The sequence below is a fragment of the Streptomyces sp. NPDC048018 genome, assembly GCF_043202995.1.
Taxonomy (GTDB): Bacteria; Actinomycetota; Actinomycetes; order Streptomycetales; family Streptomycetaceae; genus Streptomyces.
In genome coordinates, this window is the sequence record NZ_JBIDBK010000002.1 from 730,330 (window position 1) to 753,170 (window position 22,841).

At 72.6% G+C, this 22,841-nt stretch carries 19 protein-coding genes and 3 tRNA genes; 10 read left to right on the forward strand and 12 right to left on the reverse strand.

Annotated features, from left to right (window positions below):
• Positions 1 to 78 precede the first annotated feature (78 nt).
• Together ACGF1Z_RS09200 and ACGF1Z_RS09205 are read left to right on the forward strand one after the other, a co-directional pair.
• Complete coding sequence (locus ACGF1Z_RS09200; RefSeq protein ID WP_393001610.1) at positions 79 to 585, forward strand: hypothetical protein; 507 nt, start codon at positions 79 to 81, stop codon at positions 583 to 585.
• A 65-nt stretch (positions 586 to 650) separates the two neighbouring features.
• Positions 651 to 1,001 (forward strand): hypothetical protein, encoded by a 351-nt coding sequence (locus ACGF1Z_RS09205; RefSeq protein WP_393001612.1) that lies wholly within the window; start codon positions 651 to 653, stop codon positions 999 to 1,001.
• Between the two features lie 528 nt (positions 1,002 to 1,529).
• Here the strand turns inward: ACGF1Z_RS09205 and ACGF1Z_RS09210 are convergent.
• The 3 genes from ACGF1Z_RS09210 to ACGF1Z_RS09220 form a co-directional block, all read right to left on the reverse strand.
• A complete protein-coding gene (locus ACGF1Z_RS09210) occupies positions 1,530 to 2,066 on the reverse strand; it encodes a hypothetical protein (protein WP_393001614.1) in 537 nt (178 codons plus the stop codon).
• Between the two features lie 256 nt (positions 2,067 to 2,322).
• Positions 2,323 to 2,775 carry a hypothetical protein gene (locus ACGF1Z_RS09215; protein ID WP_393001616.1) on the reverse strand — a complete coding sequence of 151 codons (453 nt, stop codon included), beginning with the start codon at positions 2,773 to 2,775 and terminating at the stop codon, positions 2,323 to 2,325.
• 15 nt (positions 2,776 to 2,790) lie between these two features.
• Entirely contained in the window at positions 2,791 to 2,985 is a 195-nt protein-coding gene (locus ACGF1Z_RS09220; RefSeq protein ID WP_393001618.1) for a restriction endonuclease fold toxin-2 domain-containing protein, read from the reverse strand.
• An 80-nt stretch (positions 2,986 to 3,065) separates the two neighbouring features.
• Here ACGF1Z_RS09220 and ACGF1Z_RS09225 point away from each other — a divergent pair, with 80 nt between their 5' ends.
• Positions 3,066 to 4,271, forward strand: a complete 1,206-nt coding sequence (locus ACGF1Z_RS09225; RefSeq protein ID WP_393001620.1) for a DUF6236 family protein — start codon at positions 3,066 to 3,068, stop codon at positions 4,269 to 4,271.
• 278 nt (positions 4,272 to 4,549) lie between these two features.
• Here the strand turns inward: ACGF1Z_RS09225 and ACGF1Z_RS09230 are convergent.
• The 3 genes from ACGF1Z_RS09230 to ACGF1Z_RS09240 form a co-directional block, all read right to left on the reverse strand.
• A tRNA-Ile gene (locus ACGF1Z_RS09230) sits at positions 4,550 to 4,626 on the reverse strand.
• Positions 4,627 to 4,789: 163 nt separating this feature from the next.
• Positions 4,790 to 4,865, reverse strand: a tRNA-Asn gene (locus ACGF1Z_RS09235).
• Between the two features lie 5 nt (positions 4,866 to 4,870).
• Positions 4,871 to 4,943 (reverse strand) — tRNA-Asn (locus ACGF1Z_RS09240).
• A 154-nt stretch (positions 4,944 to 5,097) separates the two neighbouring features.
• Here ACGF1Z_RS09240 and ACGF1Z_RS09245 point away from each other — a divergent pair.
• The 4 genes from ACGF1Z_RS09245 (at position 5,098) to ACGF1Z_RS09260 (ending at position 10,954) form a co-directional block, all read left to right on the forward strand.
• Positions 5,098 to 5,367 carry a YtxH domain-containing protein gene (locus tag ACGF1Z_RS09245; protein WP_393002443.1) on the forward strand — a complete coding sequence of 90 codons (270 nt, stop codon included), beginning with the start codon at positions 5,098 to 5,100 and terminating at the stop codon, positions 5,365 to 5,367.
• 37 nt (positions 5,368 to 5,404) lie between these two features.
• Positions 5,405 to 6,844, forward strand: a complete 1,440-nt coding sequence (locus ACGF1Z_RS09250; RefSeq protein WP_393001622.1) for an FGGY family carbohydrate kinase — start codon at positions 5,405 to 5,407, stop codon at positions 6,842 to 6,844.
• 424 nt (positions 6,845 to 7,268) lie between these two features.
• Positions 7,269 to 9,002: an ABC transporter ATP-binding protein gene (locus ACGF1Z_RS09255; RefSeq protein WP_393001624.1), complete on the forward strand. Its 1,734-nt coding sequence runs from the start codon at positions 7,269 to 7,271 to the stop codon at positions 9,000 to 9,002.
• The gene (locus tag ACGF1Z_RS09260) at positions 9,002 to 10,954 is read left to right on the forward strand and encodes an ABC transporter ATP-binding protein (RefSeq protein WP_393001626.1); all 1,953 of its coding nucleotides are present in this window, start codon (positions 9,002 to 9,004) and stop codon (positions 10,952 to 10,954) included. Before ACGF1Z_RS09255 ends, ACGF1Z_RS09260 begins: the two co-directional genes overlap by 1 nt.
• Positions 10,955 to 11,201: 247 nt before the next feature.
• Here ACGF1Z_RS09260 and ACGF1Z_RS09265 read toward each other — a convergent pair whose 3' ends face one another.
• The 6 genes from ACGF1Z_RS09265 to ACGF1Z_RS09290 form a co-directional block, all read right to left on the reverse strand.
• Positions 11,202 to 12,236: an RNA polymerase sigma factor gene (locus tag ACGF1Z_RS09265; protein ID WP_393002445.1), complete on the reverse strand. Its 1,035-nt coding sequence runs from the start codon at positions 12,234 to 12,236 to the stop codon at positions 11,202 to 11,204.
• A 186-nt stretch (positions 12,237 to 12,422) separates the two neighbouring features.
• Complete coding sequence (gene dnaG, locus ACGF1Z_RS09270; protein WP_393001628.1) at positions 12,423 to 14,321, reverse strand: DNA primase; 1,899 nt, start codon at positions 14,319 to 14,321, stop codon at positions 12,423 to 12,425.
• 35 nt (positions 14,322 to 14,356) lie between these two features.
• Positions 14,357 to 15,619 (reverse strand): NAD(P)/FAD-dependent oxidoreductase, encoded by a 1,263-nt coding sequence (locus tag ACGF1Z_RS09275; protein WP_393001630.1) that lies wholly within the window; start codon positions 15,617 to 15,619, stop codon positions 14,357 to 14,359.
• 148 nt (positions 15,620 to 15,767) lie between these two features.
• Positions 15,768 to 17,084: a deoxyguanosinetriphosphate triphosphohydrolase gene (locus ACGF1Z_RS09280; protein ID WP_393001632.1), complete on the reverse strand. Its 1,317-nt coding sequence runs from the start codon at positions 17,082 to 17,084 to the stop codon at positions 15,768 to 15,770.
• A 36-nt stretch (positions 17,085 to 17,120) separates the two neighbouring features.
• Positions 17,121 to 18,092: a sirohydrochlorin chelatase gene (locus ACGF1Z_RS09285; protein WP_393001634.1), complete on the reverse strand. Its 972-nt coding sequence runs from the start codon at positions 18,090 to 18,092 to the stop codon at positions 17,121 to 17,123.
• A gap of 90 nt (positions 18,093 to 18,182) precedes the next feature.
• On the reverse strand, positions 18,183 to 18,824 hold the full coding sequence (locus tag ACGF1Z_RS09290) for a hypothetical protein (protein ID WP_393002447.1): 642 nt from the start codon (positions 18,822 to 18,824) through the stop codon (positions 18,183 to 18,185).
• A gap of 134 nt (positions 18,825 to 18,958) precedes the next feature.
• Here ACGF1Z_RS09290 and ACGF1Z_RS09295 point away from each other — a divergent pair, with 134 nt between their 5' ends.
• From ACGF1Z_RS09295 to ACGF1Z_RS09305, 3 genes are all read left to right on the forward strand, one after another.
• The gene (locus ACGF1Z_RS09295) at positions 18,959 to 19,684 is read left to right on the forward strand and encodes an aquaporin (RefSeq protein ID WP_393001636.1); all 726 of its coding nucleotides are present in this window, start codon (positions 18,959 to 18,961) and stop codon (positions 19,682 to 19,684) included.
• A 31-nt stretch (positions 19,685 to 19,715) separates the two neighbouring features.
• Complete coding sequence (locus ACGF1Z_RS09300; protein ID WP_393001638.1) at positions 19,716 to 20,405, forward strand: vancomycin high temperature exclusion protein; 690 nt, start codon at positions 19,716 to 19,718, stop codon at positions 20,403 to 20,405.
• 72 nt (positions 20,406 to 20,477) lie between these two features.
• On the forward strand, positions 20,478 to 22,589 hold the full coding sequence (locus ACGF1Z_RS09305; protein ID WP_393001640.1) for a molybdopterin oxidoreductase family protein: 2,112 nt from the start codon (positions 20,478 to 20,480) through the stop codon (positions 22,587 to 22,589).
• Positions 22,590 to 22,841: the final 252 nt, after the last annotated feature.

The window sequence follows — 22,841 nt, forward strand, 5'->3', positions numbered from 1 at the left end:
ACCGCACCCCCCGCGCAACCGCGCCGGGCCGCCTCGTAGGGTGCGGAGGACCGACGACGGAGTGGGGGCACGGGCGACATGACCTCGGACACGGGCACCTGGCAGATCAGCGAGAGCGAGGGCGGCGTCCTCGCGGCCCGCTGGTGGCAGTGGGCACTGTCGGCCCCGGAGGACCTCAGCCCGGTCGCCGACCGGACCGGCGAACACGCGGGCTGGCAGCAGCCGGACGACCTGTGGTTCCTCGCCGGCACCTACGGCGGCCACGTCGTACGCCGCTGCGAGATCCCGTCCGGCCGCCCCCTCTTCTTCCCGGTGCTCAACCGCCAGCACACGAAGCACCACTCCCGCACCCCGCTCACGCTGGACGTCGTGGAGGCGCAGGCCTTCCTGAACGGCGTGCCGCTCCCCGTGCGCGAGTACACGTCGCCCTTCTTCCGGGTGGATCTGCGCATGCACGTCGCGTGGGGCGTCTGGGCCGGCATCGCCCCGCTGACGCCCGGCCAGTACGTCCTGGAGATCAAGGGCCGAGCGACGAGCGGCTTCTGGGTCGACACCACGTACCACCTGACGGTGACCCCCGGCTGACCGCTCAGCACGATTGAGTACGCGGACTCATGTGCCGCGGGCCCGTCATGCGATGAGCTGGGCCCATGCCGATGAACGATCCCGACGCGCCGGTGACCGGGGGCTGGGTCGCCCCGCTCGTCTCGACCCTGCTCACCCTCCCCATGGGCCTCCTGGCGCTCTTCTTCGGCGGGCTGTCCCCGATGGCCTGCGACTCCTGCGACGGCGCCGAGGCCGACCGCTTCGACGCGAGCTTCGCGGTGGCCTTCCCGCTCCTCTGGGTGGGCCTGCTGCTCGCCCTGGCCCTCCTGATCACCAGCTGGGCCCTCCCCCGCCGCCGCCGGAACCAGCCCCGCCGCCTCGGCCTCGCCCTCGCCGCCCCCGCGACGGTCGTCCTGGCGACGATCGTCTTCGCAGCCATCCTCGACACCCCGTGACGGGACGTGCCCGCCGCACGGGCCTCTTCCCTGCCCCTCCGCACGTGGCGGCCGGGAACCCTCCCGGGGTCTCACTCGACCACCAGGTCGAGGTCGGGGACCCCGGCCACTGAACCACGGCAGGTGGACGACGTTCCCAGGCGACATCGAGATCCATGACGGCCAGACGGGCCGCCTGCACCAGGTGGGCTCCGCCCGGGACGTCGACATGGGGGCACCCGCGTGACCTTCGGCCACGAAATGAACGGCGCCGCGCCGCCTGCGGTGAACCCCGCGGCCCCCGGACGCGACGGAGGTGGAGGGCGCCGTTCAGGCGAACCTCCAGGAGGACGTCTACCTGCTCTCGTGCGTCACCGACGCCAACAGGCCGTCCAGATCTCCGAAGACCTGCACGCCGAGAAGCCGCTCCACACGAGGCCGGCGACGAACGGCGGCGCACGGTCGCGTAAATCGACATCTACGGACGCACTCGATGCGTCAAGCATCGTCGCCCAGCGGACACCGGCGATCGGCGATCGCCGATGGACCCTACGCCGGCACGGATCGCCCGCCGACGAGCGTCTCCAGGACCACGGCGGATTCCGGGGCGAGGCGATAGACCCCGTGCACGCTCACGGCGCTCCGCAGCTCCCCGTCGACGACGTGCTTGATCTGCCGCTCGCCCCGCCGGGACCGGTACGTGAGCTCGGCGAGAACGCCACCGGGGACCGGCGTGTCGAAGCTGAGCGGCGTCCCTGGCGGGCCGACCGCGACCTCGGTGACGCAGCTCGTCTTCAGCGGCTTCCAGTGGACGAGTCGTAGGTAGTCCTCCATGGCCAGGTGATCGCCGACGGTCTCGTAATCCAACAGGCGCCCGACCTCCATGGAACCCAGCAGCCACAGCTGCCGCCGGAAGACGCGCATCGGATACACGCGATCGCCCGGCCGGACGCCGGCGCGCACGAAGCTCGGCAGCGACTGGTGGGGGCCGCCGAACAGCACGGTCAGCCGCTCGCCCTCGAAGCCGCCCTTCCTGAGCTCCCTACACAGGTCATTCGTCCACAGAGTGGTGTACGCGTCCGCCATGGCCGCACCGTATCCAGCCCCACTGACATCAGGGGCCCGGCCGACATCGCCGACCGCGGCAGTCGGGGGTGCCCGCGATGACCCCCGCGTCGACCATCCTCCGACGGCGGCGTGGAACGCCGGCGGGTACGCAAGGGGCACTCCAGGTGTCCATGACGAGTTCCCGTCGGCGTCGCATCCGCGCTCCAGCCGTCTCTGTGTGAAGGGCGGCGCAGCCTCCAGGGGCTGGTATCGGCGACTCCCAAGACCTCCTGGCTCAGTAATCAAAGGAAGCGAGGTAGCTCCTCATCGTGTCCCGAATCTCTGCCTGCCCCCCGCCGGCCGGCAACTGGCGCGGGTCCTCCTCGCCGTTCTCCATGGCAAGGCTGCTCGCGAACCGCACGAGAGGTGGTGCCGGAACGAACGAATCGCGCAGCCAGACGGCGAACGCGGCGGCTTCGTCGGCTGTCACGTCGGTAAGCGCGATGTAGGCGTAGTCCGGATCCGGCATGGCTGCCGTCCCGTACACCCACACGTCGGGCGACAACTGCACCTCGTAGTCGAGCACCGTCATGTTATGGATGCCGGACTTCCTGTACTTCAGTCTGGCCTCGGGGAACGCCGCCCCCAGCGCCCTCTCCAGGCCCCCCAGTGTCGCTCCCCATGCGGCACCGTTGTTCTCAGGAGGGTAGAAGCCGAAGTTCGTGCGGATGTTCCGCTCCGTTGCCATCGTTCTTCCTCGGTCTCAGGGGACGTAACGTGTCGAGCCGGTCGTGCCCGTCATCGCCATCATGGACTGCCAGGAGGCGGCACCGTCCTTGCCGTTCGTGACGATCTCCAGGCCCCGGTATGGCGGGCGCGGCCGGCGGATCGGCGGCGTCGGCAACGCCCCTGGCCGAGAACCGATGGCAGGTGAACACCTCTGCAAACACCCGGCCAAGGCGGCTTGTAGCGTGGTCCGACCGCCTGCCGCCGGATCTGGGGACCGGACGGTGGATTCGAAGAGGGGGAAGAGAGATCATGCAGCAGATCGGCCTGTACTACCCGTACATCCACTGCCGCGACGAACGGTGGCTCAAGCTGACGGCGCTGTACTGGGCGAAGTTGGCGCGAGTCGTCCCGGACGGATACCCGGTGGCCGATTCGGAGACCGCCGCTGCACTGAACGACGGGCTCGACGGGAAGTTCCTTGACGTGACGTCACCCCGTCTGGCAGCAGGGGCCGTCGCGCCGCTCTTCCTTGAGCTCATACGGGAGCACGGTCAGGTCCTCCGGGCGATCCACGGCGTCATGGATGTGGCCGAGGCCAACGGGTTCCAGGTCACGGCGGAGCCGGCGGCACGGCCGGAGCACAACCCCCGCTTCGATCTCGCCGGACTCCACGAGGACGAGATCGCCCCCGAGCTCCGGGACGCCCTGCTCGAGAACGGCTTGGCGATCATCACTCAACGCACCCGGATCGCGCGGACGGACGGCATTCACTGGATCGCCATGCGGCCAAGGCTGGCCTGGGTCTACAAGTGCGTCCTGACCGACGAGCTGGCCAGACGTACACGCTTCACCCCCCTGACCGATCAGCCGACCTCGCACGGCGCCCACGGGTGGGATGCCCGGCTCATCGCCCAGACGCTGTTGGACCTCGGTGAAGCCGCCCCTCCCGCGCTTGGCGAGGACCTGCAGCAGGCCATCGGCCTCATGTCCCTCCGTCTCGTGGTCCCGGAGGACCTCGACGCCGTACCGGTCGAGAAGATCGTCCGGCTGCGTACCGACCACCGCGCGGAGTTCACCGCGTTCACCGACGCCGTGAGTACCGCGGCCTCCGACTTCCGGGAGTCCCTCGGCTCGATCGAGGACCCGGAGGCGCTTCGCAAGCACCTCACCCTCACGGTGGCGCGGACCTTCGAGACCCCGCTCGAAGAGCTCCGCAAGGCCATGAGGGGGCTGGGGATCACCACCGCGTTCAGCGCCATGAACACGAAGTTCGAACTGGGCACCGCGACCACGCTCGTCCTCGGGAGCATCCCGGCAGGCCAGCCACTCGCCGCGGCCGGCGGTGCGGTCCTCGGGCTCGCGGCTCTGCGCCACAGTGCGGGCAGGGCTCGGGATGCGCAGCTGCGTGCGTCGCCCGCGGCCTTCCTGCTGCGGGCGGAGCGCGACCTCCAGCCACGCCAGCTCCACACGCGCGTGCTGCGCGGCTTCGGCAGGCTCACCGGAACCTCCGTCTGAGCCCGGGAAGCTGCACGACCGAAGCGTCGCGGGCTCGCAGGGCATCGCGGAACTGCTCGTCGGTCATCGCGCCGGGGCCGCGCGGGCGGGTCTGCCGCACGACCGGAAGCGCAGACGGCCGCGACCCCCTGGGTCCACGAGCCGCCGCCCTGCGCGCGGTGTAGTGCGTTCGGGGGACTTCCGGCGTGTTGTTCCCGCCTCGCCGGTCACTCGCGGTGCACCGTGGAGGACGAAAAAGGCCGCTCCCCCAGGCAAAACCTTCCTGCGGGTGCGGGCTGTGGTGGGGCGGGTGGGACTCGAACCCACGGCCGACGGATTATGAGTCCGCTGCTCTAACCGGCTGAGCTACCGCCCCGAACACCACGGCGCGTACAAGTGTGCGCGCCGTCTGCCGCAGCATAGCCGCTCATACGATCTCCTGCTCCGGATGGTCGGCCATGCTCGATCAAGAAGACTCCGGGAGCGGACGGCCGGTTCCACCGGAAACGAAAAAGGACCCCGAAGGGTCCTCTTCCGTGTGGCTCCCCCGACTGGACTCGAACCAGTAACCCTCCGGTTAACAGCCGAATGCTCTGCCAATTGAGCTACAGGGGATCGCGCTCCCCCGACTGGACTCGAACCAGTAACCTGCCGGTTAACAGCCGGCTGCTCTGCCAATTGAGCTACAGGGGATTGCTGCGTTGCGACGAACGGCCCTCCCTCCGGCCTTGCCGGGGGGCGATCGCTCGCTGCGAGACATAGATTAGCGCAAGCAGGGGGGTGCTCCGCCAATCGGTATCCCCAGGGCGCTCCACGGAAGGATCGAAGCGTGCGCAAGCTGATCTTCATGGGCGGCCTTGCCCTCGGTTTCGTCATCGGGACGCGGGCCGGCCGAGAGTGGTACGAGCGGATGAAGAAGGGGGCCCAGCGGGTCGCCGAGAACCCCGCCGTACGGAACGCCGCCGAGTCCGCCGCCCAGTCCGGACGGCAGGCCGCCGGCAAGGCGGTGCACGCCGTCGGCGAACAGGCGACCCGGATCAAGGCCCGGCGCGATCACAACGGGCAGTACGGCCCCGCCGGGCGGTACGAGGAGGACTGGGGCACCAGCAACACCTGACCTCGCCACGGCCCGAAGTACGGCAGAATCATGTGCCATGGGGATAGTCGCCGGTCTGGACAGCTCTTCGGACTCCACTCGCATCGTCGTCTGTGATGCCGACACGGGTGCCGTACTGCGGCAGGGGCACGCCCCGCACCCGATCGAGCCCAAGGCCACGGAGGTCGACCCGCAGGCCTGGCTGCTCTCCCTCGGGGAGGCCGCCGGCGGCGGGCTGCTCGAAGGCGTGCAGGCCATCGGCGTGTCGGCGCAGGGACACGCGCTCGTTCCGCTCGACGCCCAGGGCGGTCTCGTCCGGCCCGCGCTCGTCGGGAACGACAAGCGCGCCCAGGTCGCCGCGGCGGATCTCGTCGAGGCCCTCGGCGGGCGGCAGGCGTGGGCCGAGGCGGTCGGGACCGTGCCGGCCGCCGGTCTGCCCGTCGCCAAGCTCCGCTGGCTGGCCCGGAGCGAGCCCGAGCATTCCCAGCGCGTCGCGATGATCCTCCAGCCGCACGACTGGCTGGTCTGGCAACTGCTCGGGCGCCCCGCGCGCCGCACCACCGACCGCGGCGCCGCCTCCGGCACCGGCTACTGGTCCGCGCGCAACGGCTCCTACCGGCCCGATCTCGTCGAGCTCGCCCTGGGCCACCAGGCCGTGCTCCCCGAGGTGCTCGGGCCCGCCGAGGCGGCCGGCACCACCCCCGAGGGGCTGCTGATCTCCGCCGGTACGGGCGAGGCGATGGCCGCCGCCCTCGGCCTCGGCCTCGGCGTCGGCGACGCCGTGGTCTCCCTCGGCGCCTCCGGCTCCGTCATGGCCGTCCACCACGAGGCGCTCGCCGACCCCGACGGCACGATCACCGCCTTCGCCGACGCCGCCGGGATGCACCTCCCGGTCGTCCACACCTCGAACGCCGTACGGGCCCTGCGCGGGACCGCCGAGATGCTCGGCGTCGAGTCCCTGGACGAACTCTCGGCGCTCGCCCTCAAGTCGACGCCCGGCTCCTCCGGGCTCGTCCTGCTGCCGTACCTCGAAGGCGAGCGGACCCCGCACCTGCCGCACACCGCCGGCACGCTCTCCGGCCTGCGCCGCGAGTCGATGAAGCCCGAGCACCTCGCCCGGGCCTCCTTCGAGGGCATGCTCTGCTCCCTCGCCGACGCCATGGAGGTGCTGCGCCGGCGCGGCGTCGAGGTACGGCGGGTCTTCCTGCTCGGCGCCGCCGCCGGGCTGCCCGCCGTCCAGGCCATCGCGCCCACCGTCTTCGGCGCGCAGGTCGTCGTCCCGCAGCCGGCCGACTACGCGGCGCTCGGCGCCGCCCGCCAGGCCGCCTGGGCGCTCGGCGTCTCGCAGGGCACGCTCTCCCCGTCCGTCCCCCCGGCCTGGCAGGGGGCCGCCGCCCAGGTGTTCGAGGCGGGCGAGGAGCTGGCCGTCGGCCAGGCCGTGCGTCAGCAGTACGCGGCCACCCGGGACCAGATCCATCCCGGCGCGTTCACTTCCTGAGGCCCGGCCCCGGCCGGACCGGACCGTACCGGCCCGGTTCCGGATCGGGAGCCGGTCTTCGGGCGCCGGTCTTCGGGCGCCGGTCTTCGGGCGCCGGTCGTCGGGCCCGGGATGCGGGCCCTGGTCTCCGGGATTCCGGGCTCTGGTCTCCGGCCCCGTCCTTCGGGCTCTCCACTCCGGGCCTGTTCTCCGGGCTCTCCTCTCCGGCCCTGCTCTCCGGGCTCTCCTCTTCGGGCGTCGGGCCCTGGTCTCGGGCCCAGGTCTCGGGCCCTGGTCTTCCGGACCCCGGCCATGGGCCCCCGCCCGCGGCCGACCAGCCCCGCCCCCGCACCCCCGGCGTCGTTCGTAAAGACTTGGCCAGGGCCGGGGGCCCGCCCACAAAACGAGTCGTAACGTCTCGGGAGCGCGGGCGATAGTAGAACCCGTGCTCATAAGACTTCTCCGGACTCATCTCAGGCCCTACAGGAAACCCATCGGACTGCTGGTGCTGCTGCAGCTGCTGCAGACCAGCGCCACCCTCTATCTGCCGACCCTGAACGCGGACATCATCGACAACGGTGTCGTGAACGGGGACACCGGCTACATCCTGCGGTTCGGCGCGCTGATGATCGGCGTGTCCGTGATCCAGGTGGTCTGCAACATCGGGGCCGTGTACTTCGGGGCGCGGACCGCCTCCGCGCTCGGGCGGGACGTGCGGGCCGCGGTCTTCGAGCGGGTGCAGTCCTTCTCGGCCCGGGAGGTCGGGCACTTCGGCGCTCCGTCGCTGATCACCCGGACGACCAACGACGTGCAGCAGGTCCAGATGCTGGTCCTGATGGCGTTCACGCTGATGGTCTCGGCGCCGATCATGTGCGTCGGCGGCATCGTCATGGCGCTCAGCCTGGACGTGCCGCTGTCGGCCGTACTGATCGCGGTGGTCCCGGTGCTCGGCATCGCCGTCTCGCTGATCGTGCGGCGGATGCGGCCGCTGTTCCGGACCATGCAGACGCGGCTCGACACCGTGAACCGGGTGCTGCGCGAGCAGATCACCGGCAACCGGGTCATCCGCGCCTTCGTCCGGGACGACTACGAGCGCGAGCGCTTCAAGGGGTCCAACACCGAGCTGACGAGCGTGTCGCTCGCCACCGGCCGGCTGATGGCGCTGATGTTCCCGACCGTCATGACGGTCGTGAACGTGTCGTCGATCGCCGTCGTCTGGTTCGGCGCGCACCGCATCGACAGCGGTGACATGGAGATCGGCGCGCTGACCGCCTTCCTGGCGTATCTGATGCAGATCGTGATGGCCGTGATGATGGCCACCTTCATGTTCATGATGGTGCCGCGGGCCGAGGTGTGCGCCGAGCGCATCGAGGAGGTCCTGGCGACGGAGTCCAGCGTGGTGCCGCCGGCCGAGCCGGTGCGCGAGCTGGGCCGGCGCGGGCATCTGGAGGTCAGGAGCGCGGACTTCCGGTACCCGGGCGCCGAGGAGTCGGTCCTGCGGGACGTGGGGCTGGTCGCCCGGCCGGGCGAGACCACCGCGATCATCGGCTCGACCGGCAGCGGCAAGTCGACGCTGCTGGGCCTGGTGCCGCGGCTGTTCGACGTGACCGACGGCGAGGTGCTCGTCGACGGGGTGGACGTGCGCGAGCTGGAGCCCGCGCTGATGGCGCGGACGGTCGGGCTCGTCCCGCAGAAGCCGTACCTGTTCTCGGGGACGGTCGCGACCAACCTGCGGTACGGCAACCCGGACGCGACGGACGAGGAGCTGTGGCACGCCCTGGAGGTGGCGCAGGCCAAGGACTTCGTCACCAAACTGGAGGGCGGGCTCAACGCCCCCATCGCCCAGGGCGGCACGAACGTGTCCGGCGGTCAGCGGCAGCGGCTCGCGATCGCCCGCACGCTGGTGCAGAAGCCGGAGATCTATCTCTTCGACGACTCCTTCTCCGCGCTCGACTACGAGACCGACGCCCTGCTGAGGGCCGCGCTCTCGGACGAGACGGCCGACTCGACGGTGGTGATCGTCGCCCAGCGGGTGTCGACCATCCGTGACGCCGACCGGATCGTGGTCCTCGACGAGGGCCGGGTCGTCGGCACCGGGCGGCATCACGAGCTGATGGCGGAGAACGAGACGTACCGGGAGATCGTGCTCTCCCAGCTGACCGAGGCGGAGGCAGCCTGATGGCCGGTCCACGTATGCCGATGGCCGGGGGCGGCCCGGACTCGAAGTCGATGGACTTCAAGGGCTCCGGCAAGCGGCTGCTGAAGCAGCTGGCACCGGAGCGGCGCTCGCTCTGGCTGATGCTGGTCGCCGGCGTGCTGTCGGTGGCGGCCTCGGTGGTCGGGCCGAAGATCCTCGGCCGGGCGACCGACCTGGTCTTCGCGGGTGTGGTCGGGCGCCAGATGCCCGAGGGCGCCACGAAGCAGCAGGCCCTGGACGCGCTGCGGGCCAAGGGCGATGGCGGGATGGCGGACATGCTGGCCGGGGTGGACTTCACCCCGGGCCAGGGCATCGACTTCACGGCGGTCGGCGAGGTCCTCGGCCTGGCCCTGGTCGTGTACGTGCTCGCCGGCCTGCTCATGCTGGTCTCGACGCGCATGTCGATCAAGGTGATCAACCGGACCGTCTACCGGATGCGCGAGGACGTCCAGGCGAAGCTGGCGCGCCTGCCCCTGTCGTACTTCGACAAGGCCAAGCGCGGCGAGGTGCTGTCCCGGGCGACCAACGACATCGACAACATCTCGCAGACCCTCCAGCAGTCGATGGGGCAGCTGATCAACTCGCTGCTCACGATCGTCGGCGTGCTCGTCATGATGTTCTGGATCTCCCCGCTGCTCGCCCTGGTGGCGCTGGTCACGGTGCCGCTGTCGGTGGTCGTGGCGACGAGGATCGGCAAGCGTTCGCAGCCGCACTTCGTGCAGCAGTGGAAGTCCACGGGCCGGCTCAACGCCCACGTCGAGGAGATGTACTCCGGCCACACGCTGGTGAAGGTGTTCGGCCGGCAGGAGGAGTCCGCGAGGGACTTCCACGAGCAGAACGAGGCGCTGTACGAGGCCGGGTTCAAGGCCCAGTTCAACAGCGGCGTGATGCAGCCGGTGATGTTCTTCGTCTCGAACCTGAACTACGTCCTCGTGGCCGTGGTCGGCGGTCTGCGGGTGGCGACCGGCAGTCTGTCCATCGGTGACGTGCAGGCCTTCATCCAGTACTCCCGGCAGTTCTCGATGCCGCTGACGCAGGTCGCCTCGATGGCGAACCTGGTGCAGTCGGGTGTCGCCTCCGCCGAGCGGATCTTCGAGCTGCTCGACGCGAAGGAGCAGGAGCCGGACGCTCCGGCCGGCGAGCTCGGGGTGTCCCCGGCCGGGGCCTGGGCGACGAGCGAGCCGAAGGGCCGGGTCGCGCTGGAGGGCGTGGCCTTCCGCTACGAGGAGGACAAGCCGCTCATCGAAAACCTGTCGCTCGCCGTGGAGCCGGGGCACACGGTCGCGATCGTCGGCCCGACGGGCGCCGGCAAGACGACCCTCGTGAACCTGCTCATGCGGTTCTACGAGGTGACCGGCGGGCGCATCACCCTCGACGGGGTCGACATCGCCAGGATGCCCCGCGAGGAGCTGCGCTCCCGTATCGGCATGGTGCTCCAGGACACCTGGCTCTTCGGCGGCACCATCGCCGACAACATCGCCTACGGCGCGACGCGCGAGGTGAGCCGGGCGGAGATCGAGGACGCGGCGAAGGCCGCGCACGCGGACCGCTTCATCCGCACCCTTCCCGAGGGCTACGACACGGTCATCGACGACGAGGGCGCGGGCGTCAGCGCCGGCGAGAAGCAGCTGATCACCATCGCGCGGGCGTTCCTGTCCGACCCGGTGATCCTGATCCTCGACGAGGCGACGAGCTCGGTCGACACCCGCACGGAGGTGCTGATCCAGAAGGCCATGGCCCGGCTGGCCCACGGGCGGACCTCGTTCGTGATCGCGCACCGCCTCTCCACCATCCGGGACGCGGACGTGATCCTGGTGATGGAGAACGGCTCGATCGTCGAACAGGGCACGCACGAGGAGCTGTTGACCTCGGGCGGCGCCTACGCGCGCCTGTACGCGGCGCAGTTCGCCCAGGCGGTCGCCGAAGTGGACTGACCGGCGGCCTCGTTGCCGGACTCCCGCCGAACGGCCCGGGCCGCATGCTGTGCGGCACGGGCCGTTCGGCGCACGGGGCACAGGGCGGGGTCGAGGTCGCCAGGGTCACGGGGGGGGCGGCGGGCGCCGGCGATCGGTCCCGCTTCCGGCCGGACCGCTGCTGCGGCGCTCCTGCGCCGTGGGCCCGGTGACGCCGGCCGTGCCGGGGGCCGGAGGCCGGGGGGCCGGGGGCGCACGGTGTGCCGGGCTAGTCGAGATAGCCCCGCAGCTGGTCCGCGTAGGCGTGGTCCCGGAGCTTGTTGAGGGTCTTGGACTCGATCTGGCGGATGCGTTCGCGTGTCACGCCGAAGAGCTGGCCGATCTCCTCCAGGGTGCGGGGCCGGCCGTCGTCGAGGCCGTAGCGCAGCTGGACGACCTTGCGTTCGCGTTCCCCGAGGGTGGAGAGCACGGCCTCCAGGTGTTCGCGGAGCAGCAGGAAGGCGGCGGACTCGACGGGCGACGCGGCGTCGCCGTCCTCGATGAGGTCGCCGAGGGCGACGTCCTCCTCCTCGCCGACGGGGGCGTGCAGCGAGACCGGCTCCTGGGCGAGCCGCAGCACCTCGCCGACCCGCTCGGGTGCGAGGTCGAGCTGGGCGGCGACCTCCTCGGCGGTGGGTTCGTAGCCGCGTTCCTGGAGCATCCGGCGCTGGACCCGGATGACGCGGTTGATGAGTTCGACGACGTGCACGGGGACGCGGATGGTCCGGGCCTGGTCGGCGAGGGCCCGGGACATCGCCTGGCGGATCCACCAGGTCGCGTAGGTGGAGAACTTGTAGCCGCGCGCGTAGTCGAACTTCTCCACGGCCCGGATGAGGCCGAGGTTGCCCTCCTGGACGAGGTCGAGCATGGTCAGGCCGCGGCCCACGTAGCGCTTGGCGACGGACACGACGAGCCGCAGGTTCGCCTCGATGAGCCTGCGCTTGGCGATCCGGCCCAGCACCACGAGCCGGTCCAGGTCGAGCGCGAGGCGGCTGTCCAGGTCGGGGGTGGAGGCGAGTTTCTCCTCGGCGAACAGGCCGGCCTCGACGCGCCGGGCGAGGTCGACCTCCTCCTCGGCGGTGAGCAGCGGGACCCGGCCTATCTCGCGCAGGTACTGGCGGAACAGATCCGACGAGGGCCCGTTGCCGCCGAGGTCGGCGCGCCCGCGCCGGTCGGGCGGCTGCGGTGCTTCGGGCTCCGGCGCGTGCTCCGGCTCCGCTTGTTCCTCCACTACCACCAGCTCCACCGGCGAGGGCTCGGACAGGGCGAGGGTCTGGGTCTGGGTCTGCACGGGGGGCGACCTCCAGGGTGGGTGATCGCTGCCGTTCGGGGGCGTACGGGCAGCGGGACGGCACCGTGACCCAGTGTGGGGTACGACACATCACCGCCACGAGGGGCGTGCGGTGACTTTTTGAGTCCGCCAGGTGACCGAACGTATGCCGGGCCGACGTCAGAGGGCCGCGGCCCCGTGGTTGCGCAGCGACTGGCCGTACTGGGTGAGCACCCACAGCTCGTTCTGGACGGCCGAGAGCTGCGCCGGGTCGCCGTGGGCGCCGAGGCGGGCCAGGGTGCCCTGGACGTCGCGGATGCGGCGGTCGACGGCGCGCAGGCGGACGGTGACGAGCTGGTCGCCCGCGTAGGCCTCGTCGACGTTCTTGGCGAAGATCGTCTCGACGGCGAGTTCGGTCACGAGGGCGCGGACGGCGTCGTCGGGCGCGGCCTCGCGGACGGTGGCGAGGTAGTCGGCGGGGGCTCCGGTGGCGCCGCCGGCGTCCTGGATGCACTGGCGGACGGCCGCGTAGGGCGGCGCGGTGAACTCGTCGACGCCGTAGGCGTCGAAGGCCGGGGAGACCAGTTCGGGGCGCTGGAGGGCGAGCTTGAGGAGCTCGCGCTCGGTGCGGTGGGCGGGGCTGCGGAGATTGAGCGCGGGCCCGGCGGGAGCGGCGGGGGCCTGGATCCGGCCGACGTCGTGGCGGCGCCGGTCGGAGCCGGCCGGGGCCTGGCCGCGGCCGCCGCGGTCGCGCTGCCAGCGGGCGATCTGGCCGACGCGCTGGACGACGAAGCGCTCGTCGAGGATGCCGACCATGCCGGCGAGCTGGACGGCGACCTCGTGCTGCGAGGCCAGGTTCTTGATCTTCGCGACGACCGGGGCGGCCTCGTCGAGGGCCGCGGCGCGGCCGGCCGGGGTCTCCAGGTCGTAGCGGGCGACGATCTGGCGCAGCGCGAACTCGAAGAGCGGGGTGCGGGGCTCGACGAGATCGGCGACGGCCTCGTCGCCCTTGGCGAGGCGCAGTTCGCAGGGGTCCATGCCGTCGGGGGCGATGGCGATGTAGGTCTCGGCGGCGAACTTCTGGTCGTCCTCGAAGGCGCGCAGGGCGGCCTTCTGGCCGGCGGCGTCGCCGTCGAAGGTGAAGATCACCCGGGCGGAGCCGTTGTCCATGAGGAGGCGGCGCAGGATCTTGATGTGGTCACCGCCGAAGGCGGTGCCGCAGGTGGCGATGGCGGTGGTGACTCCGGCCAGGTGGCAGGCCATGACGTCGGTGTAGCCCTCGACGACGACGGCGCGGCTGGCCTTGGCGATGTCCTTCTTGGCCAGGTCGATGCCGTAGAGCACCTGGGACTTCTTGTAGATCGGCGTCTCGGGCGTGTTGAGGTACTTGGGCCCGTTGTCGTCCTCGCGGAGTCTGCGCGCGCCGAAGCCGACGACGTCGCCGCCGACGTCCTTGATCGGCCACATGAGCCGGCCGCGGAAGCGGTCGATGGGGCCGCGGCGGCCGTCCTGGGAGAGGCCGGAGAGGATCAGCTCGCGGTCGGAGAAGCCCTTGCCGCGCAGGAAGCGGGTGAGGTGGTCCCAGCCGACCGGGGAGTAGCCGACGCCGAAGTGCTGGGCGGCGGCCTGGTCGAAGCCGCGCTCGGCGAGGAAGGTGCGGCCGATCTCGGCCTCGGCGGAGCCGAGTTGGTCGGCGTAGTACTGCGCGGCGATCTGGTGCGCCTCGACCAGGCGGGTGCGTTCGCCGCGCTGGTGGCCGGGGTTGTAGCCGCCTTCTTCGTAGCGCAGGGTGATGCCCGCCTTGGCGGCGAGGCGCTCGACCGTCTCCGAGAAGGAGAGGTGGTCGATCTTCATCACGAAGGCGATGGTGTCGCCGCCCTCCTGGCAGCCGAAGCAGTGGAAGAGACCCTTGCTCGGGCTGACCTGGAAGGAAGGCGACTTCTCGTCGTGGAACGGGCAGAGGCCCTTCAGGTTGCCGCCGCCCGCGTTGCGGAGCTGGAGGTACTCGGACACGACGGCGTCGATCGGGACCGCGTCCCGTACCGCCTTCACGTCATCGTCGTTGATCCTGCCGGCCACGCATGAATTCTACGGGGGCCGGGAAGCCGTCCCGGCTAGGGAATCAGGCTCTCCAGGGCGACGGACGGGTCCGCCAGGGCCTCGGGGTCCACCTGGGCCCGGGAGCGGATCAGTTTCTGGATGGGATCTGTGACGTCCCACACATTCACGTTCATGCCGGCGACGACCCTGCCCTCCTGCAGCCAGAAGGCGACGAACTCGCGCTTGCCGACGTCACCGCGGCAGATGACCTGGTCGTACGAGCCGGCCGGCGCCCAGCCCGAGTACTCCATGCCCAGGTCGTACTGGTCGGAGAAGAAGTACGGGATCCGGTCGTAGGAGACGTGCCTGCCGAGCATGGCGCGGGCGGCCGCCGGGCCGCCGTTGAGGGCGTTGGCCCAGTGCTCGACGCGGATGCGCCGGCGCAGGAGCGGGTGGTGGGGGGCGGCGACGTCGCCCGCGGCGAAGATGTCGGGGTCGGAGGTGCGCAGCGCCTCGTCGACGGCGATGCCGCCGCCGTCGGCGCGGTCGACGAGGGCGAGGCCGGAGTTCTCGGCCAGGGCGGTGCGCGGGGCGGCGCCGATGGCGACGAGGACGGCGTGCGCGGGGTGTTCCTCGCCGTCGTCGGTGCGGGCGGCGAGGACCATGCCGTCCTGGCCGGTGATCTCGGTGAGCCGGGCGCCGAAGTGGAAGCGGACGCCGTGCTCGGTGTGCAGGTCGGAGAAGAGCTGCCCGAGTTCGGGGCCGAGGACCCGGTACAGGGGGGTGGGGTCGGCCTCGACGACGGTGACCTCGGCGCCGTACGAGCGGGCGGCGGCGGCGACCTCCAGGCCGATCCAGCCGGCGCCGGCGATCACCAGGTGTCCGTTGTCGCGGCCGAGCGTCTTGAGCTCGTCGCGCAGCCGCTCGGAGTGGGCGAGCCGGCGCAGGTGGTGGATGCCGGCGAGGTCGATGCCGGGGATGTCGAGGCGGCGGGGCTCGGCGCCGGTGGCGAGGAGCAGCTTGTCGTAGCGGATGACGGTGCCGTCGCCGAGGCGGACGGTGCGGGCCTCGCGGTCGACGGCGGTGACGGGCTGCCCGAGGTGCAGCTCGACGTCGTTCTGCGCGTACCAGGAGGCCTCGTGGACGAAGACGGAGTCCCGGTCCTCCTTCCCGAGCAGGTAGCCCTTGGACAAGGGCGGGCGCTCGTAGGGGTGTTCGCGTTCGTCGCAGATGAGGATCACCCGCCCGTTGAACCCCTCGGCGCGGAGCGTCTCCGCCGCCTTGGCGCCGGCCAGGCCCCCGCCGACGATGACAAAGGTCTGATCTGCGTCGACCACGTTGATTCCTCCTCGTTGCGACCGGTTCCCTACGCTACGCCCCCGGGCCCGGCCCGGGCCGTACCGCCTCGGGACGTGCATGCGAGGGTCCCGCACCGGCCGGGCCGGCGAAAGAGGGCGAACGTCCCGGGACGGTCCGGACCACGCCTCAGACGCGCGGCGTGCGGAGCCGGGCGTGCAGGGCGCGGGCCGAGGCGTCGGTGAGCGAGGCGATCTGGTCGACGATCACCCGCTTGCGGGAACGGTCGTCGGGCGCACCGGCGAACTGGGCGCGGAACTGCGGTTCGAGGCCTTCGGGGGCACGGGCGGTCAGCGCCTCGGCGAGTTCGGCGATGACGATGCGCTGGTCGGCGCGGAGGGCCTCCTGCTCGGCGCGCTGCATCACGTACCGGTCGGCGACGGCCTTGAGGACGGCGCACTCGTTGCGGGTCTCGCGGGGGACGACCAGCTCGGCCTCGTAGCGGGTGAGGCGGCCGGAGCCGAAGGCCTGGCGGGTGGCGCCCTCGGCGGCGAGGCAGAAGCGCCCGATGAGCTGGCTGGTGGCGTCCTTGAGGCGGGCCTGGGCGACGGCGGAGCCGTCGTAGCCGTGCGGCCACCACTCCTCGTCGAGCAGCCGGTCGAGGGCGTCGGCGAGCTCCTGCGGGTCGGTGTCCTCCGGTACGTAGCGGCCGAGGGCGACGGCCCAGATGTCGGCCCGCTCGGGCTCGGCGAGCAGCAGGTTGGGGTCGATGTGCCCGGCGTGCAGGCCGTCCTCGACGTCGTGCACCGAGTAGGCCACGTCGTCGGCCCAGTCCATGACCTGGGCCTCGAAGCACTTGCGGTGGGCGGGGGCGCTCTGCCGGATCCAGGCGAAGACGGGCAGGTCGTCCTCGTACACGCCGAACTTGGGCGAGCCGGGGTCGCCGGGGTGGGCGCCGCGGGTCCAGGGGTACTTGGTGGCGGCGTCGAGGACGGCGCGGGTGAGGTTGAGGCCGACGCTGACCGGCTCGCCGGTGACGGGGTCGTCGGTGAAGCGCTTGGGCTCGATCCGGGTGAGCAGGCGCAGCGACTGGGCGTTGCCCTCGAAGCCGCCGCAGTCCTTGGCGAAGTCGTTGAGTGCCTGCTCGCCGTTGTGCCCGAAGGGCGGGTGTCCCATGTCGTGGGCGAGGCACGCGGCCTCGACGAGGTCGGGGTCGCAGCCGAGGGCGGCGCCGAGCTCCCGGCCGACCTGGGCGCATTCGAGGGAGTGGGTGAGCCGGGTGCGGGGGCTGGCGTCCCAGGCGTCGCTGCGGGTGCCGGGCGTGACGACCTGGGTCTTGCCGGCGAGTCTGCGCAGCGCGGCGGAGTGCAGGACGCGGGCCCGGTCGCGCTGGAAGGCGGTGCGTCCGGGGCGTTTGTCGGGCTCGGCGGCCCAGCGCTCGGTGGCGCTCTCGTCGTAGCCGGGGGTGTTGCTGCCGGTGCTGTGGGGGTCTGCGATGCCTTCCATAGCCCCGACGGTAACGGGAGGGACGGACAGAAGGGGTCAGATGGCGGCGAGTTCTCGCCGTGCGCTGCCGACGGCGGGGCGCAGCGCCTCGTCGTAACGGTGCAGGACCAGGCGGGCGAGGGCCGGGTGGGCGCCGAGGGGGGCGGAGGCCAGCCAGGGGGCGTCGGCCGCGGCCCGGGCGGCGAAGAGGCCGGGGGCGGTGAAGCAGGAGGCGACGGCGACGCGGTGCCGGCCGCGGGCGGCGAGGGCTCGGACGGCCTCGGGGACGGTGGGCGCGGCGGCGGAGGTGTAGGCGGGGACGACGGGCACTCCCCCGAGGCGTTCGCCGAGCTGGGCGGCGACCCGGCGGATGTCGGCGGCGGACTCGGGGTCGCGGGAGCCGGCGGAGGCGAGGACCACTCCGGTGGCGGGCGAGCGGCCGTCCTCGGGAGTCCAGCCGGCCTCGGCGAGCCGGTCGGCGAGGGCCTCGACCAGCAGCGGGTGCGGGCCGAGCGGTGCGGCGACCCGGGCCCGTGCGGCGGGGGCGGCGGCGACGGCCGCGGGCAGGTCGTGCTTGACGTGGTGGCCGCGGGCGAGGAGGAGGGGCACGAGGACGACGCCGGCGGTGCCGGCCGCCTCGCCGGCGCGTTCGGCGAGCGCCGCGCGTTCGGCGAGGGCGTCGGTGAGCAGCGGGGCGTTCAGCTCGATGTGGGCGAGGCGTACGTCGAGTCCGGGGCGCAGTTCGCGGACCCGGTCGAGCAGCAGCCGGAGGGTGGCGGCGGCGCGCGGGTCGCGGCTGCCGTGGCCGACGGCCACGAGCGTCGGTGCGGTGCGGGGGCGGTTCATGGCAGTCGGCTCCGGGGGCGGTGCGAAGGCGGGGTCGGTTCCGTCGGGTCCTTCGTGGTGCTTCGCACCGCGGCAGGTCGGCGGATGCAGGTGACGCAGCCGCAGACCGGCCCGGCTCCCGATCCGGCCGAGCAGGTCCGCGGCGCTGCTGTCACACGTGAGGTCCGGCTCCTGCGTCGTCATGCGCCGATCCTGCCGGGGTCAGGTTGCCTGGCCGTTTCGCCCGGGTCACGGGTGTTCGCCGTGGCCTCACGGCGGGCCGGGCGGCGTCTGTCAGGCGTCCAGCCAGACCCGGAGCGCCCCGATCGTCGCGAAGCCCTCGGCGAGGGCCGCGTCGAGGTCGTCGCCCGACTCGTAGCCGACGACGGGCAGGCCGGGGTCGGCCGCGGCGAGGGCGCCGGCCCAGGCGTAGGAGGCGGGGACGCCGTCGGCGGTGAAGAGGTTGGAGACGCCGGTGACGCCGGCGGACTCGGTGAGGACGGCGCCGCCGAGGATGCGGCCGTCGGCCGCGTGCCCGGCGACGACGGTGGTCGTGGGGTCGGTGAGGAGTCCGGGGCGGAAGAGCTCCGCCTCCTCGGCGTCGCCGCCGCTCCAGGCGAGGGCCCAGGCGGCGAGTTCGTCCGCCGTGCGCACGGTGCGGTGGGCCGCGGTGGGCGGAGGGGTGGGGAGGCCGGCCGGGCGATGGATCCAGCGGGCCTCGAAGAGCATCCGGAAGCCCTCGGCTGCCAGGTCGAGGCGGGCGTGGCTGTCCTTGACGGAGGCGCCGGGTGCGGACCGGTCGATGCCGGCCAGGACGTCCCGCGTCCCGGCGTCCTCGGTGAGGCTGACGGCGTCCGGGTAGTACAGCGGGGTGCGGCGCGGGCTGGTCCAGGCGCGGGGGCCGAAGGAGCCCGGGAGGCCGTGGGCGCGGCACATCGTGTCGCACCAGTCGGCGTTGTTGCGGACGGCTGCCGCGAGAAGGGCTTCAGTGATCACCCACGGATCGTACGGATGCCGCACGCCTTTCTCCCCCCTTTTTTCGTTCCGAATCACGGAATATCTTTTCCATTATGAGAATGTCCCCCGCGCCGCTCCCCCGGCGCGTCCTCGCCGAGTTCACCGGCACCGCCGCCCTCGTCGCCGTCATCGTCGGTTCCGGCATCCGCGCCGACTCCCTCAGCCAGGACACCGGAGTCCGGCTGCTCGCCAACGCCGCCGCCTCCGCCATCGGCCTCGGCCTGCTCATCGCCCTCATCGGCCCGCTGTCCGGCGCCCACTTCAACCCCGTCGTCACCCTCTCCGAGTGGTGGTCCCGCCGCTCACGGGAGGGCGGACGTGACGCCGTCGCCTACATCGGCGCCCAGCTCGGCGGCGCCGTCGCGGGCGCGCTGCTGGCCGAGGCGATGTTCGGGCGCGCGCCCGGCGCCGCCCTCGCCACCGAACAGCGGGCCGAACCGCACCTGCTGCTCGGCGAGGCCGTCGCCACCGCCGGGCTCGTCCTCGTCGTCCAGGGCCTGCGCCGCATCGGGCGCCTCACGCTCGCGCCGGTCGCCGTCGCCGGGTACATCGGCGCGGCCATCTGGTTCACCTCCTCCGGCTCCTTCGCCAATCCGGCGGCCACCCTCGGGCGCGCCTTCTCGGACTCCTTCACCGGAATCGCGCCCGGCTCGGTGCCCGCGTTCGCCGCCGCGCAACTCCTCGGCATGCTGCTCGGGATGGGCGGGTCCGCCCTGCTGTACGGAGCGGACGGGGCACCGGGCGAACCGAAGCCTGCCGAACAGCGTCGAACGGAGTGACCACTCCTTCCCGACCACGGAGGTCCACCCGATGCGCGGCGTCCGCCTGCCCCGCCTCCCCCGCACCACCCGGGGCCGCCGCCGCGCCGTCCAGGCCGCCGTGCTGGGCGCCGTACTCGCCCTCGCGCCCGCCACGTGGATGCACCTCGACACCGCGGACCGGCTGCGCACCACGGCCGACGTACCCGCCCAGGACGTCGCCGTCGTGTTCGGGGCCGGCCTGTGGAAGGGCCGCCCCACCCCCTACCTGGCCCACCGTCTCGACGCCGCCGCGGAGCTCTACCGCACCGGCAAGGTGAAGGTGCTGCTCGTCACCGGCGACAACAGCCGCACCGCGTACGACGAGCCCAGCGCCATGCGGAAGTACCTCGCAGAGCGCGGGGTGCCCGACGGCAGGGTCGTCAGCGACTACGCGGGCTTCGACACCTGGGACTCCTGCGTCCGCGCCAAGAAGATCTTCGGCGTGGACCGGGCCGTGCTGGTCACCCAGGACTTCCACATCAAGCGGGCCGTCGCCCTGTGCGGGGCGGCGGGAGTGGAGTCGTACGGGGTCGGGGTCGGCGAACCCCACGACGCCACCTGGTACTACGGCACCACCCGCGAGCTCGCGGCCGCCGGGAAGGCCGCGCTCGACGCGGCCCTGCGCCCCGACCCGCACTTCCTGGGCGCCCGCGAGGACGGCGTCGCGAAGGCCCTGGCCTCACCTGCCGCGGGCCGGTGACCTGAGGGCATGGCACCGCGCCCGTAATCCGGCACGCCCCCGCCCGTAACACGCCCGTCGCATCCTCGGGTCATGTCAGAGGTCACCACCGTTCCCACCCACTGTCCCTACTGCGCCCTCCAGTGCGGCATGAGTCTGCGCGCCGGGGACGCCGGGGAGTTCCCCGTCGAGGTGGTCGACCGGCCCGACTTCCCCGTCAACCGGGGTGCGCTGTGCGGCAAGGGCCGCACCGCCCCGGCCGTACTCTCCTCCCGGGTCAGGCTCACCGAGCCGCTGGTCCGCTGCCCCGACACGGGGGCGCTGCGGCCCGCCGCCTGGGAGGAGGCACTCGCCGCCGTCGCCGACGGGCTGCGCCGGACCCGCGCCGACCACGGAGCCGATGCCGTGGGGGTCTTCGGCGGCGGCGGCCTCACCAACGAGAAGGCGTACACGCTGGGCAAGTTCGCCCGGGTCGTGCTCGGCACCTCGCAGATCGACTACAACGGGCGCTTCTGCATGTCCTCCGCCGCGGCCGCCCACCAGCGGGCCTTCGGCCTCGACCGGGGGCTCCCCTTCCCCCTGGAGGACATCCCGAGGACCGGCTGCGTGATCCTCGTCGGCTCCAACCTCGCCGAGACCATGCCGCCCGCCCTGCGCTACCTGACCGAGCTGAAGGAGAACGGCGGCAGACTGATCGTCGTCGACCCGCGCCGCACCCGCACCGCCGAGCAGGCCGACCTCCACCTCGCGCCGCGCCCCGGCACCGACCTGGCGCTCGCCCTCGGCATGCTCCACCTCGTCGTCGCCGAAGGCCGGGTCGACGAGGACTTCGTCCGCGAGCGCACCTCCGGCTGGGAGGGTGCGCGGGCCGCGGCGATGGCCCACTGGCCCGAGCACGTCGAGCGGATCACCGGCGTCGCCGTGCCGCAGCTGCGCGAGGCGGTGCGGATGTTCGCCGAGGCCGCGACCGGCATGGTGCTGACGGCCCGCGGCCCCGAGCAGCAGTCCAAGGGCACCGACACCGTCGGCGCCTGGATCAACCTGTGCCTCGCCACCGGCAAGGCCGGCCGGCCGCTCAGCGGCTACGGCTGCCTCACCGGCCAGGGCAACGGGCAGGGCGGCCGCGAGCACGGCCAGAAGGCCGACCAGCTCCCCGGCTACCGCAAGCTCGACGACCCGGCCGCCCGCGCACACGTCGCCGGGGTGTGGGGCGTCGACCCCGACACCCTGCCCGGCCCCGGGCGGAGCGCGTACGAGCTCCTCGACGCCCTCGGCGGCGACGTGCGGGCCCTGCTCCTCATGGGCTCCAACCCGGTCGTGTCGGCCCCGCGCGCCGCCCACGTCGAGGAGCGCATCCGCTCCCTGGACTTCCTGGCCGTCGCCGACGTCGTCCTCTCCGAGACCGCCGAACTCGCCGACGTGGTCCTGCCGGTGACCCAGTGGGCCGAGGAGACCGGCACCACCACCAACCTGGAGGGCAGGGTGCTGCTGCGCCGCAAGGCCCTCACCCCGCCGCCCGGAGTCCGGAGCGACCTGGAGGTGCTGCACGGACTCGCGGCCCTGCTCGGCCGGGACAAGGGCTTCCCCACCGACCCCGAGGAGGTCTTCGAGGAGCTGCGGCGCGCCTCGGCGGGCGGCCCGGCCGACTACGCGGGGATCAGCTACCGCCGGATCGAGGAGGAGCAGGGCGTGTTCTGGCCCTGCCCCGACGAGGACGGCCCGGGCACGCCACGGCTCTTCCTCGACCGCTTCGCGACCCCCGACGGGCGGGCCCGGTTCGTGCCGGTCGTGCACCGGGCGGCGGCGGAGGAGACCGACGCCGAGTATCCGGTGGTCCTGACGACCGGCCGGGTCGTCTCGCAGTACCAGTCGGGCGCGCAGACCCGGCGGGTCGCCGAGCTGAACGCGGCCGCACCCGGCTCCTTCGTGGAACTCCACCCCCGGCTCGCCGAGCGGATCGGAGTCGCGGACGGCGAGCCCGTCGCGGTGGTGTCACGGCGCGGGCGGGCGGTGGCCCCGGCCCGGGTGACGGCCGCGATCCGCCCCGACACGGTCTTCATGCCCTTCCACTGGCCGGGCGAGGGCCGGGCCAACACCCTGACGAACCCGGCGCTCGACCCGGTCTCCCGGATGCCGGAGTTCAAGGTGTGCGCGGTACGCCTGGAGCGCACCAGACACACGTCGACGGAGGCCCCCCGGCCCTGACCCGCCCCGGCACGGCCCGGTCCCGTCCGGCCGGGTCCGGAGGGCGCGGCATGACCCGGAGGGCGCGGCCTCGTCCCGGAGACCGGACCTGGTCCGGAAGGCGCGGCCTGACCCGGGAGACCGCAGCCGGTCCGCAAGGCGCGGCCTGGCCCGGAGAACGCGGCCCGACCCGGGAGACCTGACCTGGTCCGGAAGGCGCGGCCTCGTCCCGGAAGCCTCCGCCTGGTCGCGGAAGCCTCCGCCTGGTCGTGA

Excerpts from the sequence above, each read along its gene's own strand:
- ACGF1Z_RS09200 (WP_393001610.1), top strand. The coding sequence starts at position 79 with ATGACCTCGGACACGGGCACCTGGCAGATCAGCGAGAGCGAGGGCGGC.
- ACGF1Z_RS09205 (WP_393001612.1), top strand. The coding sequence starts at position 651 with ATGCCGATGAACGATCCCGACGCGCCGGTGACCGGGGGCTGGGTCGCC.
- ACGF1Z_RS09210 (WP_393001614.1), bottom strand. The coding sequence starts at position 2,066 with ATGGCGGACGCGTACACCACTCTGTGGACGAATGACCTGTGTAGGGAG.
- ACGF1Z_RS09215 (WP_393001616.1), bottom strand. The coding sequence starts at position 2,775 with ATGGCAACGGAGCGGAACATCCGCACGAACTTCGGCTTCTACCCTCCT.
- ACGF1Z_RS09225 (WP_393001620.1), top strand. The coding sequence starts at position 3,066 with ATGCAGCAGATCGGCCTGTACTACCCGTACATCCACTGCCGCGACGAA.
- ACGF1Z_RS09245 (WP_393002443.1), top strand. The coding sequence starts at position 5,098 with ATGGGCGGCCTTGCCCTCGGTTTCGTCATCGGGACGCGGGCCGGCCGA.
- ACGF1Z_RS09250 (WP_393001622.1), top strand. The coding sequence starts at position 5,405 with ATGGGGATAGTCGCCGGTCTGGACAGCTCTTCGGACTCCACTCGCATC.
- ACGF1Z_RS09260 (WP_393001626.1), top strand. The coding sequence starts at position 9,002 with ATGGCCGGTCCACGTATGCCGATGGCCGGGGGCGGCCCGGACTCGAAG.
- ACGF1Z_RS09280 (WP_393001632.1), bottom strand. The coding sequence starts at position 17,084 with ATGGAAGGCATCGCAGACCCCCACAGCACCGGCAGCAACACCCCCGGC.
- ACGF1Z_RS09285 (WP_393001634.1), bottom strand. The coding sequence starts at position 18,092 with ATGACGACGCAGGAGCCGGACCTCACGTGTGACAGCAGCGCCGCGGAC.
- ACGF1Z_RS09290 (WP_393002447.1), bottom strand. The coding sequence starts at position 18,824 with ATGTGCCGCGCCCACGGCCTCCCGGGCTCCTTCGGCCCCCGCGCCTGG.
- ACGF1Z_RS09295 (WP_393001636.1), top strand. The coding sequence starts at position 18,959 with ATGAGAATGTCCCCCGCGCCGCTCCCCCGGCGCGTCCTCGCCGAGTTC.
- ACGF1Z_RS09300 (WP_393001638.1), top strand. The coding sequence starts at position 19,716 with ATGCGCGGCGTCCGCCTGCCCCGCCTCCCCCGCACCACCCGGGGCCGC.
- ACGF1Z_RS09305 (WP_393001640.1), top strand. The coding sequence starts at position 20,478 with ATGTCAGAGGTCACCACCGTTCCCACCCACTGTCCCTACTGCGCCCTC.